This is a genomic window from Afipia sp. GW823-FHT06G09 (assembly GCF_058794875.1).
The window spans coordinates 103,000-115,268 of record NZ_JBXAHF010000004.1 but is presented as its reverse complement, the minus strand read 5'-3'; the positions used below and the strand labels follow the sequence as shown (position 1 = coordinate 115,268).

The window sequence follows — 12,269 nt, the reverse complement described above, 5'->3', positions numbered from 1 at the left end:
ATGAAGGAACGAGTTCCTGTTCTGACCGGTGGCTGCCAATGTGGCGCGGTGCGCTTTGCGTCGTACAGCAATCCGGGCCGGATCAGCGTCTGCCATTGCCGGATGTGCCAGAAAGCCGTGGCCGGACCGTTCGCCTGTTTCGTCGAAATTCCGCACGGCGACTTCGCATGGACGCGCGGCACGCCGGGGACGTTTCGTTCGTCATCGATGGCGGAGCGCGATTTCTGCAAAGAATGCGGAACACCACTAAGCTATCGCAAGCTGAACGGGTCGGTGATCGAGCTTCTGACCGGCGCTTTCGATCGCCCGGATCGCGTGATTCCGACCTATCAGATCGGCATTGAATCGAAGCTCGCCTGGGTCGCCCATCTGCACAACCTGCCGGGCAAAACGACAGCCGAATCATGGGGTTCTGCCGAGGCGGGCAGCATTGTCAGCTATCAGCATCCGGACCATAATACGTGAGCTGCGCATCCCCGCTCTGATCGCGCAAAACTTGAGACAGCAGAATGACCCGCATACCGAATTTCGCCGACGTTGCATTCGAACCCGCGGCCGTGAAGGGCAGCGAAAGCAACGCGCAGCCGTGGCTCACGCCCGAGGGTCTTTTCGTCAAACCGAGCTACAGCGAAGCCGATCTCAACGGCATCGATTTCCTCGACACATGGCCCGGCATCGCGCCATTCCTGCGCGGTCCCTACCCGACCATGTATGTCAATCAGCCATGGACCGTGCGTCAGTACGCCGGCTTTTCAACGGCGGAAGACTCCAACGCCTTCTATCGCCGCAACCTCGCAGCCGGCCAGAAGGGTCTTTCGGTCGCGTTCGATCTTGCCACCCATCGCGGCTATGACTCCGACCATCCGCGCGTCTCCGGCGACGTCGGCATGGCGGGCGTCGCCATCGACTCCATCTACGACATGCGCACGCTGTTCGCAGGCATCCCGCTCGACCAGATGAGCGTGTCGATGACCATGAACGGCGCGGTGCTGCCGATCCTGGCGCTATTCGTGGCTGCCGCCGAGGAACAGGGCGTGCCGCCGGAGAAACTGTCGGGCACCATCCAGAACGACATTCTCAAAGAATTCATGGTGCGCAACACCTACATCTATCCGCCGGCTCCCTCGATGCGGATCATCTCGGATATCTTCGCATACACGTCGCAAAAGATGCCGAAGTACAACTCGATTTCGATTTCCGGCTACCATATGCAGGAAGCCGGCGCGACGCAGGATCTCGAGCTCGCCTACACGCTCGCCGATGGCGTCGAATATCTCCGCGCCGGATTGGCCGCCGGCCTCGATGTCGATCGCTTCGCCCCCCGACTGTCGTTCTTCTGGGCCATCGGCATGAACTTCTTCATGGAAGTCGCCAAGATGCGCGCGGCCCGGCTGCTGTGGGCCAAGCTGCTGAAGCCGTTCAATCCGAAGGATCCACGCTCGCTGTCGCTGCGCACCCATTGCCAGACATCCGGATGGTCGCTGACTGCGCAGGATGTGTTCAACAACGTCGTCCGCACCAACATCGAGGCGATGGCCGCAACGCAGGGTCATACCCAGTCGCTGCACACCAATGCGCTCGACGAGGCGCTGGCGCTGCCGACAGATTTCTCCGCGCGCATTGCCCGCAACACGCAATTGTTCCTGCAACAGGAAAGCGGCACCACGCGGATCATCGATCCGTGGGGCGGCTCCTATTATGTCGAGCGGCTAACGCACGACCTCGCCGCCAAGGCCTGGGCGCATATTCAGGAAGTCGAGGAACTCGGCGGCATGGCGAAGGCCATTGAGGCCGGTGTGCCGAAACTGCGGATCGAGGAAGCCTCGGCCAAAACGCAGGCGCGGATCGACGCCGGCAAGCAGGCCGTGATCGGCGTCAACAAATACAAGCCTGAAAATGAAGCACCGATCGACGTTCTCAAGGTCGAGAATTCCACCGTGCGCCGCCTGCAGATCGACAAGCTGGCGCGCCTTCGCTCCGAACGAAAACAGGCAGATGTCGATGCCGCGCTTGCTGCTCTGACGCGCAGCGCAGGCGAAGGCAATGGCAATCTGCTGGCGCTGGCCATCGATGCGGCGCGTGCCAAGGCTACCGTCGGCGAAATTTCCGATGCGATGGAAAAGGTGTTCGGTCGTCACCGTGCCGAGATCAAATCCATCACCGGCGTTTACAAGCGCGAGGCCGCCACCATGTCGGACCGGGTCGAAAAATTGCAGGCTCTTATCGATGCCTTCGAGGATGCGGAAGGCCGCCGCCCACGTATTCTGGTCGCGAAGATCGGTCAGGACGGCCATGATCGCGGACAGAAAGTAATTGCTTCGGCCTTCGCCGACGTCGGTTTCGACGTCGATATCGGGCCGCTGTTCGCCACCGCCGACGAGGCGGCACGGCAGGCAGTCGAGAACGACGTTCACATGCTCGGCTTGTCGTCGCTCGCCGCGGCCCACCTCACAGCCGTTCCGGAGTTAAAGGAAGCGCTGAAAAAGCGCGGCCGCGAAGACATCATGATCATCATCGGCGGCGTGATCCCGCCGCAGGATTACGACGCCCTTTACAAGGCTGGCGCCGAGGCCATCTTCCCGCCGGGCACCGTGATCGCGGATGCCGCCGAGGAACTGATCCGCAAGCTGAATGTCCGGTTGGGGCACTCCAGCGAAGCGGCGGAGTGAGCGGCGATTGAAACAACATCGCGTATGGCCCCGGTGACAGATCCCGAGAAAGCCTCGCTCCATCTCGCCGATGCCCTTCGCGCCGGCGACCGCGCTGCACTGGCGCGCGCGATCACGCTGATCGAAAGCCGCCGCGCCGATCATCAAGCGCAGGCGCGCGATCTGGTGCAGGCCCTGCTGCCGCTGACCGGCAACGCGGTTCGTGTCGGCATTACCGGCTCGCCGGGTGTCGGCAAATCCACCACCATCGATGCACTCGGCATGGCGCTGATCGCAAAGGGCCACAAGGTCGCGGTGCTCGCGGTCGATCCGTCATCGGCGCGCACCGGCGGCTCGATCCTTGGCGACAAAACGCGGATGGCCCGGCTCTCCGCCGAAGACAATGCCTTCATCCGCCCCTCGCCGTCGTCTGGTACGCTTGGCGGCGTCGCTGCGAAAACGCGCGAGGCAATGCTGTTATGCGAGGCCGCCGGTTTCGATGTGGTTCTGGTGGAGACGGTCGGCATCGGACAGTCGGAAACTGCGGTGTGCGACATGACGGATTTCTTCCTGGCGCTGATGTTGCCGGGCGCTGGCGACGAATTGCAAGGCATCAAGAAGGGCCTTGTCGAGCTGGCCGACATGATCGCCGTCAACAAGGCGGACGGCGACAACCTCAAGCGCGCGAAAGCTGCCGCTGCCGAATACAACGCCGCGCTTCACATTCTCGCGCCGCGCTCGGAACACTGGTTTCCGCCGGTGCTGACCTATTCCGCTCTGACCGGCGACGGGATCGAGGCGCTGTGGGAGAAAATTCTCGCACATCGCACGGCCATGATCGCGTCAGGTGATTTCGAGACCCGGCGGCGGCAGCAGCAGGTCAAATGGATGTACACCATCCTTGAGGACCGGCTGCACGCCCGGCTGCGTTCCGATCCCGCCATCCGCGCCAAGGTGAAGCAAACCGAAGCCGCGGTAGCCAACGGCCGCATGACGCCCGCCGTCGCTGCGGATACAATTACCGCACTGCTTGAGCGATGATGGGCGCGAAGCCGCGTATCCTGATCACCGGCTTTCGCCCCTTTCCGGGCGCCCCCTACAATCCGACTGGAAAACTCGTCGAGCGGCTGCTTCGCCTGCGCCGTCCCCTGTTCGACGGCATCGAGCGGATCGGACACATCTTCCCGGTAACCTACAGCGCGGTGGATCGGCAACTTCCGGTGCTGATTGAAACACATCGCCCCGATGCGCTTCTGATGTTCGGCCTCGCCACCCGCACGCCGTTCCTCCGCCTCGAAACCCGCGCCCGCAACACCGTCACCCAGATCTGGCCGGATGCCGACCATACCCAAGTCAGCAGCCGCACCATCGTGACGAACTCAGATTCCACACGGCGCTTCGGACCGCACACGCACCGTCTGCTGCGCGCGGCGCAACTGACAGGCGTGGATGCCCGCCTCTCCCTGAGCGCGGGATACTACCTTTGCAATTATCTGAGCTGGCGCGCGATCGAGGCAACCCATGTTGAGGGCGGCCCTCGCCTCGCGAGCTTTGTCCATGTTCCGCTTGTGCCTCGAAGTCCCACCGAGCGCCACGCGCCGGGCCGGATGACGTTTGAGCAACTGGTCGACGCCGGCGAAGCGATGCTCGTGGAAATGGCACGGCTGGCGCGTTATCAGGCAGGCTGATTTCTGTCCGCAAATCCGTCTGGCAGCCATACCCGAAGCGGCATTGTGCGTCGCAATATCAACGCCTAAGTGAGGAATTCCTCTTCGCGAGCGATTTCTTCATGACTGATACCAGTGCCAACGCTTGGGTTTCATCGACCCATCGCCCGATGGGGTTTCGCGAGTTCGTCGCAATCGTGGCGGCCATCATGGCGCTCAACCCGCTGGCCATGGACCTGATGCTGCCGGGTCTCCCCGAAGTGGCCAAGGCATTCAACATCAGCAACGTCAATCACGCCCAGGCTGTCCTCTCCGTGTTCCTCACCGGCTTCGGCGCCGGCCAGTTCGTCATTGGACCGCTGGCTGACCGTTTCGGACGACGCCCGATCCTGCTCGGCGGGTTGATCATCTACGGTATCGCGAGCCTGCTCGCGATTGTCGCGCCCACGTTTGAGACGCTGCTGCTTGCACGCGCGCTGCAGGGTCTGAGCACGGCAACCGCGCGGGTGATCGCCACATCCATCGTGCGTGACTGCTACAGTGGACGCCGCATGGCGAGCGTGATGTCGCTGGCCATGATGATCTTCATCTCGGTCCCCGTGATTGCCCCCTCATTTGGACAGGCGATCATGCTCGCCGCGGAGTGGCATGGCATCTTCATCGTTCTGCTTGTCTATGGCGTATTGATCCTGAGCTGGATTGTCATTCGCCTGCCGGAAACGTTGCCCGTCAGCGAGCGAAAATCGCTGGCTGTCGGCGAAGTCGCCAGGAACTTCCTTCAGACGATCCGCAACCGGCAAACATTCGGCTATGCGCTGGCCGCAGGTAGCGTTCAGGGAATCCTGTTCGGCTACGTCCTGTCGTCGCAGCAGATCTTCACTGAAATCTACGGGCTCGGCCACTATTTCCCGCTGGCCTTTGCCGCCATCGCAATCGGCATCGCTGTTGCCGGTTTTCTGAACTCGCGCATCGTCGGCCGCTACGGCATGCGCATGATCTCGCACATCGCCCTCGTATGCCAGTTGGCCGTTGCCACCGTCATGCTGACCGCGGCGCTCGCCGGATTGCTTCCGCTCTGGCTGATGATGGTCCTCGCCACCGCCAGCCTGTTCACATTCGGGCTGATGTTCTCCAATTTCTCCGCACTGGCGATGGAGCCGCAAGGACATATCGCAGGAACGGCGTCGTCGCTGTTCGGATCGATCACGACCCTGATCGGCATCGCTGTCGGTTCCGCAATCGGGCAGTGTTTCAACGGCACACTCATTCCGCTTGCGACGGGCGCCTTGATCAGTTCTCTGGTCGCGCTGGTTGTCGTGTTCATCGTGGAAAAGGGCCGCCTGTTTAGGTCGCACAACACCCCGGTTTGAGCGGCCTGTCGGCTCTATTCCATTAACCCTACTGCCCATAATCGCGGGCAAATCCGCGCGGGCGGGCATCGTTCGCGGCAATCCTGCATTAGGTCTTACTGTGCGTTCAGGTGAACCTGGGACGCAGCCAGACCGGGCATCGCATGGACATCAGCCGCCGCAACCTCATCAATGCCACCGCCGCCGGTGCAGCGGTAGGTGCGCTGGCGGCAACGCCCGAGCCTGCGCGTGCGGCTCCGCTGACCTCCACACTGGGGCGTGACGCGACCCAGTATGGCGTGCGGCCGAACAGTCCCGACGATCAGACAAAAGCACTTCAGCGTGCCATCGATGCGGCAACCAGCGCGCAGATGCCGCTGGCGCTGCCACCGGGCATCTATCGCACCGGCACGTTGAGATTGCCGAGCGGCAGCCAGCTTGTCGGCGTGCGTGGTGCAACGGTCCTCAAGTTTACCGGCGGCGCATCGCTCATCGGCAGCCAGGGTGCGAGCGGCATCACCCTCACCGGCCTCACGCTAGACGGCGCCGGGATCAAGCTCGCCGACCGGCGCGGGCTCGTACATTTCCAGAATGGACTCGATGTCCGCGTGCAGGATTGCGACATCGTCGGCAGCGGCGGATACGGCATCTGGTTCGAAAGCATCGCGGGCGAAGTCAGCGGCAACACCATTCGCAAGACCGCGAACACGGCGTTCACTTCGTTCGATGCGCTCGGGCTGCTGGTTGCGCAAAACACAATTCAGGATGCTTCCGACAACGGCATCGAAATCCTGCGCCATGCGATTGGCGATGACGGCACGATCATCGTCAATAACCGCATCGATGATATCAAGGCCGGTCCCGGCGGCTCTGGCCAGCACGGCAATGCCATCAACGCCTTTCGTGCCGGCAATGTCATTGTCAGCGGCAATCGCATCCGCAACTGCGATTATTCCGCCGTGCGTGGCAACTCCGCTTCGAACATCCAGATCACCGGCAACAGCATCAGCAATGTGCGCGAAGTCGCGCTCTATTCAGAATTCGTATTCGAGGGGGCGGTCATCGCCAACAACACCGTCGATGTCTGCGCGGTCGGCGTATCAGTTGCCAATTTCAACGAGGGCGGCCGCATGGTGACCGTCCATGGCAACGTCATCCGGAACATCCTGCCCAAGCGCCCGATCGGCACGGCGCCTGACGACGACGCAGGCATCGGAATCGTCGTGGAGGCGGATGCCGCGGTCACCGGAAATGTGATCGAAAGTGCGCCCTCATTCGGGATCATGGCCGGCTGGGGCAAATACCTCCGCGATGTGACAATTACCGGCAACGTCCTGCGCAATTCCTTCGTCGGCATCGGCGTGTCCGTGGTTCCGGGCGCCGGTACCGCGCTGGTCAGCAACAACCTGATTTCCGGATCGAGAGGCGGCGCGATCGTCGGTCTCGATCATGCCAAGACGGTCACAACCGATCTCGGCGCTGACGGGACATCACGCTTTCCGCAGATCGTCCTTGGCCTTAACGCCGTGCGCTGACCCGATGTCCGCGAAGGGCGACGCGGGAATGGCCGAATTTGCAGCCTGCGCTATCGCCACCTCGACAGGCTTGTCCTGAACCGGATCGGGAGGCGCAAGTTCTTCCCAGGTCTTCAGCGCTGCACGCGCTTCCTGAACGACTTTCAAAAACTCCGGCTCGCTGTAATAGGCCTTCCAACGGTCCGTCTCGTAAAGTTCAACCAGATAGTTGAGCCGTCGTTCCGCGAGCATGCGCCAGCGTGTGACGACATTCCGCCCTTGTTGGGTATTGCCAGGGGTGGTCATTTCAAATCCGGAAAATTCTGGAAATCACTTCTGAACAAACATCAAGCAACGCCACGACTCACGCAGCACCCAAACAACGGGCAAAGAGATAGCTCAACCCGTGCCACACATACATGCAACTTTCGTGACAGACGTTTGCCGACGTCACGGGTACCCAAGCACTAACGCACCTGCAGCCTGATCGCAGCCCGAAGCGACTGCCGCGACCCTGCCGGCGGCGGCTCGCGACTGGAAACGGCAGCCGCACCGGTGTTTGTCGTACCGGCCACCGAAGGCGTACCGGGCCTGACTGCTTCCACCGCAATCGAGCGCGCCAGGGCCGAGGTGTAATTCGGTACCGGCGTGAACTGGTTCTTCTGAAAGTCATGCTGGATGCGGTCGCCGCCGCTGGCCTGCGTCGCGCACACGGCGGTCACCGTCTCGGTGCCCTTGTCTTTCATGCGGAACTGGAACGGTGCACCGGTGCCTGGAAAGCGGACGGGAACGCCTGCCCTGATAAAGTTATCGCGCTGGAACGTGTTCGGCAGCAACACGGTGCCCTCCCCGCGCTCATCGATATCCGTCAGGGTCAGGAAGCAGTCGCGCGGCGAGACGACGGTGAAGACCGGCGTATCGCCGAGACGATAGCTGTCCTGATCCGAAGTCAGGGAAAGATCGTCCCTGTTGACGATCGGCCTCGCCAGTTGTTCTGGCTGGCGCGCGTTCCTGATTGCGACGACCTTCAGATCGGTGAGATCCGGTGCGATTTCGTGAAATGCCGCTTCAAACTGGTCGCGCGGAACGGCACTTTGAGCAAGACGCCGGACAAGCGGCCTGAACTTCTGATCGACATCCGCGACGCCCTCGTTGAATTCGGACTTTTTGAGACCGAGTTCGGAGGCCGCCAGCGTCAGATCGAGGTCGTCCTCGTAACGTTTGGCAAGCGCGTTGATCATCTCGATGCCGTTCAATTTCAGCGTCGGATCGAGTCCCGCCCGCTTCATCGCGTCTGCGAACCGCTTCGCATCGTCTTCGATCAGCGCGTCCATCTTGTCATGCGGCGGATACAATCCTTCGACTGCATCACGGACGTCCTTCGGGAAGGCCCGCCCCTTCAGCACCAGTTCACGAACCTCATCCTTGGCTTTGCGCATGCCCTGATCATGGCACCCCATGCAGGAGATGCCGTTGGTCACCGCAAAATCCTTGCGCGACGGATCGCGCACAATAGCGGTCGGCCCCTTGTCGAGCCGGTCGCCCTTGGCCGTGTTCAGGTAATAGGCCTGAAAACCATTCGGCAGGCTGAAGATGGTCTCACCACCGTCGTGGTGGAAGGCGTTCGGACCACTTGGCCCAAGCGGGAAACTGAACAGGCTCTGGTGATCGCGGTTGCCGGCGAAGTCATACGAGGTCCAGAAGAATCCGCTGCGCGAGGGATGCCGTTCGATCAGTCGATTGTTCTGGCTGACACCGGAGCGCTGGAACGCAGCACGCTGCGCGACGAAGTTGCGGATGTTGCCTTCGACATCGATGCCCTGCTCCCGCGCAAGCTGCTGAAAAGTATTCGGCAGCCGCAGCAAGACGTCATAAAGCGGCGGCTGCGACGCCGTGAACACGAACCAGTCGGCGCGGACATATGGCATCGGCGTCCCTGCGCCGGACGCCAGCGTGCGGCTGAATTCATTGTCCGGCACGGCACCGTAGGGATACACCGCAATCACATTATCCCAGTCGGCAGCCTTCCAGCCGAGATCCAGCAGGTTGAACCGCAGGATGCTTCCTTCAGGATCGACAGTCTCGAGCTTCACAACATCCGACGAGCGGCTCAGCGAGTTGAGAAATTTCACCGCTCCCTGCTGGTAGACTTTCATCGCCGCCGGATCGACGCAGATGTTGGTCAGATGAGTCAGCGTCAGATAGCGAGTCGTCGCCCTGCGCTGTGGCCGCTGCTTGTCGAGGTCCGACACCATCAAGGACACCATGTCCTCAGGCTCAACGAACTTGTGCGTCTCGCAACTGGCGACGGCCTTTGTGCCGAGCGCGGCGATCCAGCCTTCGAGCGCCTTGAGGTCCGCTTCCGATGGCGGCGCATGTGAGGCGCCTTCGTAGTAGATGTCGTAAGGCATCTCCTTGTCGACGATCTGCCGGAATAATTTTGATCCCAGCGGGTTGCCGGGCAAAACGTAGTGCGGATTGGCGGCGATTTCATCGAGCTTGAGAACATTGCCGAAGTTCTTGGCAGGCCGCTCGCGATCCACGAGCTTGCCGTTCTGGTGGCAACGCGCGCAGTGCTTGTCGAGGACGTCGAACGCGGCCTTCGCGACCGGATCGGCCGGCGGGGCGACCGCTGCCACCGCGTCGTTGGCTTTCGTATCTTGCGCGGCCGACGTTTGCGCGGAACCAAGAACCAGCCCTGCCGCAACCGCGATGCCAACCGCACGCAGAGCAATCCCTGGAAACCCGCTCATCAATCCGTCCCCTTGAAAAACATCTGTGCGGCGATCGACGCCGCAAATTGGTCGCACCAGCTGTTGGCCAGGTTCAGACACTTATCGGCCCGTCGATGCCCGGACGGTGATGTTCACGATCTGCACGCGCCGATTTTCCTCGCCAAGAGGTTTGGCCGGATTCTTGAGCTGTTCCTTGCCGAAACCAACCGCGATCAGGGTATCCGGGGCGAGCCTGTATTGCTCGATCAGCATGCGCCGTACAGAGGCCGCGCGACGTTGCGACAGTGTCTGGTTGTAGTCCGCGCCGCCCGCCGCATCGGTGTGGCCATTGATGAAAAATACCGATCCCTTCAGATCCTGCCGCGACAGCGCATTCCCAAGCGCAACGAGGGCAGGAACCGCCTTCGGGCTGATATCGGCGGAGTTGTATTCGAACAGGATTTCGAGATCGATCGCCGGCTTGTCGCGCGCGATGTCCGCGATCTGGGCCCGTTCGTCCGCTGTCGGAGCCTGAGCTGGCTCGACACTTATGGATCGCGCCCGCAAGCGATCGACGACCTGCTGCTCTGCCGAAACCTTCGGATCGGGTGTCGCGCCCAGGCTGCGCGTCAAAGGCTGCTTCGACTGCCGCGCGGTTCCAATCCTGTCTTCGAGCGACTGCGCATGAAGCAAACCGGAATGCAATGCCAAAGCTGCCGCCAAGGCCAATGTGCGTCTCATCAAGAATTCCTGTTCAGCAATCAATTCGCCGCGGCGAGATTAAGTATCCTCATAGAGTAGCCGAACGAAGGCAGCTTCGTCATCCGGTCTCCCGCCGCATTCAGGGCGCGAGGATCGTCACCGGCACCAGTTGGTTTGCGAAGCGCGGCTGCGGGTTCAGCCATGCGTGACCGGCGGCAATTCGCCGGATAGATGGTCAGCGCTTGTCGCCGGCATTGTCGGACGCCGCAGCCATCGGGGCCGGCGCGACCGCCGAAACCGCACTGAAGGCGTCAGCCTGCCCTGCCCCGAACTGATCATCGCGCCCCTTGGGCCCGAGATCGCGGGCGGTCGACACCAGCGTCGCACGAACATCGGCCGCAGAGATTCCCGGATTCCGCGCGATCATCAGCGCCGCTACGCCGCTGACATACGCGGCGGACAGCGAGGTGCCGGACGACATCTGATACTTGCCGTCAGGCGCTGGCGACAGGATATCCACGCCGGGCGCGGAGATCGCGACGTAACTGCCGCGATTCGATTGAGCGAACAGCTTGTCGGACTGGTCGATGGCCGTCACGGCGATCACGTTGCGGTCGGCGGCCGGATAGAGCGGCGGCGACTTCGCGCCGGCGTTGCCGGCAGCAGCCACCAGAACGATGCCCTTGGCCGCGGCGGCGGCAAGTCCGCGTTCCATGGCGGGATCGTGCGGACCGGCAAAGCTCATGTTGATGATCCGCGCATTCTTTGCGAGCGCGTAGTCGAGACTCTTGAGGATCAGGAATGACGTGCTTTCCGCACCACTCTTCTGGTTGCCGAACGCCCGGATCGCCAGCAGATGTGAGGACGGCGCCGTTCCCATCAGGCGCGCGTGCGCGGCGATGACGCCTGCAATGCTGGTGCCGTGGGGGTGCGGTCCCTCGCCATTGTTGAGCGCATCGAACGTCCCCGTAATCACGCCGGCCAGTTCCGGATGGGTCACATCGATACCGGAATCGATCACGGCCACCGTCACATCCGCACCGACCGAAAGCGCGTGAGCCTCGGGCAACCGCATCTTGCCGAGGGCATACTGCACAGGATCGCCCTCGGCCCTCGCCGCTCCCGGAGCTGCACTCTGTTGCAGCTTGAAGATGTTGTTGCGTTGTGCCGCCTTGACGTTGCCACCGGCGACCAGTTCGCGCACCACGGCATCGACCGAGCGTCCGTCGGTGATCCGCCACCGGAAGAACGTGCTGTTGGTCAGCGCGAAACTCTGCGACTGAACGCGCGTCAGGCGATGCCGCCGCGCGAGTTGATCGGCCTGCGCATCGGTCGGGTTGCCGTCGATCTCGATCAGCACTTCCTTCGCCACGTAAGTATTGTCGATGGCGACCGGCGCGGATTTCGCAGACTTCGACTTGGCGCGGCGACGGGGCGTGTCGTCGTCGTCCGGAGGCCCTTGATTGAGATCCTGCATGATGCGGGGGCGTGGCCTCGGATCGCTATACCCATCGTACTGAATGTTCGGCGAATAACGGATCGTCGGATTGACGTTGATGCGCGGCCCCACATTCATGCTGGGTCCGGTGCGCATGCTCATGCTGCTGTACTGTGCGAATGCCTGCGGAGGCGCAACACAGAAAGCGACCGAGCAGACAGCGATCCATTGCATGGA

The 12,269-nt window shown here is 62.0% G+C and carries 10 protein-coding genes; 6 read left to right on the top strand and 4 right to left on the bottom strand.

Annotation, left to right across the window (positions count from 1 at the left end; genetic code table 11):
• The 6 genes from AC1Q67_RS17340 to AC1Q67_RS17315 all read left to right on the top strand — a co-directional run bounded on the left by AC1Q67_RS17340 (window position 1) and on the right by AC1Q67_RS17315 (window position 7,199).
• Window positions 1–465 carry a GFA family protein gene (locus AC1Q67_RS17340; RefSeq protein ID WP_024573951.1) on the top strand — a complete coding sequence of 155 codons (465 nt, stop codon included), beginning with the start codon at window positions 1–3 and terminating at the stop codon, window positions 463–465.
• Window positions 466–509: 44 nt separating this feature from the next.
• Window positions 510–2,669 (top strand): methylmalonyl-CoA mutase, encoded by a 2,160-nt coding sequence (scpA, locus tag AC1Q67_RS17335; RefSeq protein ID WP_492237078.1) that lies wholly within the window; start codon window positions 510–512, stop codon window positions 2,667–2,669.
• Window positions 2,670–2,693: 24 nt separating this feature from the next.
• Complete coding sequence (meaB, locus tag AC1Q67_RS17330; RefSeq protein WP_492237079.1) at window positions 2,694–3,689, top strand: methylmalonyl Co-A mutase-associated GTPase MeaB; 996 nt, start codon at window positions 2,694–2,696, stop codon at window positions 3,687–3,689.
• The gene (locus AC1Q67_RS17325; RefSeq protein ID WP_492237080.1) at window positions 3,689–4,336 is read left to right on the top strand and encodes a pyroglutamyl-peptidase I; all 648 of its coding nucleotides are present in this window, start codon (window positions 3,689–3,691) and stop codon (window positions 4,334–4,336) included. The genes meaB and AC1Q67_RS17325 overlap by 1 nt, the downstream gene beginning before the upstream one ends.
• Before the next feature lie 101 nt (window positions 4,337–4,437).
• Window positions 4,438–5,685, top strand: a complete 1,248-nt coding sequence (locus AC1Q67_RS17320) for a multidrug effflux MFS transporter (RefSeq protein ID WP_492237081.1) — start codon at window positions 4,438–4,440, stop codon at window positions 5,683–5,685.
• Window positions 5,686–5,828: 143 nt separating this feature from the next.
• On the top strand, window positions 5,829–7,199 hold the full coding sequence (locus AC1Q67_RS17315) for a TIGR03808 family TAT-translocated repetitive protein (protein WP_492237082.1): 1,371 nt from the start codon (window positions 5,829–5,831) through the stop codon (window positions 7,197–7,199).
• Here the strand turns inward: AC1Q67_RS17315 and AC1Q67_RS17310 are convergent.
• The 4 genes from AC1Q67_RS17310 to AC1Q67_RS17295 all read right to left on the bottom strand — a co-directional run bounded on the left by AC1Q67_RS17310 (window position 7,155) and on the right by AC1Q67_RS17295 (window position 12,266).
• Window positions 7,155–7,484, bottom strand: coding sequence for a TIGR03809 family protein (locus AC1Q67_RS17310; protein WP_492237083.1), 330 nt, complete (start codon window positions 7,482–7,484; stop codon window positions 7,155–7,157). The two genes, AC1Q67_RS17315 and AC1Q67_RS17310, sit on opposite strands and share 45 nt — an antisense overlap.
• Window positions 7,485–7,645: 161 nt before the next feature.
• The gene (locus tag AC1Q67_RS17305) at window positions 7,646–9,931 is read right to left on the bottom strand and encodes a DUF4384 domain-containing protein (RefSeq protein ID WP_492237084.1); all 2,286 of its coding nucleotides are present in this window, start codon (window positions 9,929–9,931) and stop codon (window positions 7,646–7,648) included.
• An 81-nt stretch (window positions 9,932–10,012) separates the two neighbouring features.
• Window positions 10,013–10,633, bottom strand: a complete 621-nt coding sequence (locus AC1Q67_RS17300; protein ID WP_492237085.1) for an OmpA family protein — start codon at window positions 10,631–10,633, stop codon at window positions 10,013–10,015.
• A gap of 196 nt (window positions 10,634–10,829) precedes the next feature.
• Window positions 10,830–12,266, bottom strand: coding sequence for a S8 family serine peptidase (locus AC1Q67_RS17295; protein ID WP_492237171.1), 1,437 nt, complete (start codon window positions 12,264–12,266; stop codon window positions 10,830–10,832).
• Between the last annotated feature and the right edge of the window lie 3 nt (window positions 12,267–12,269).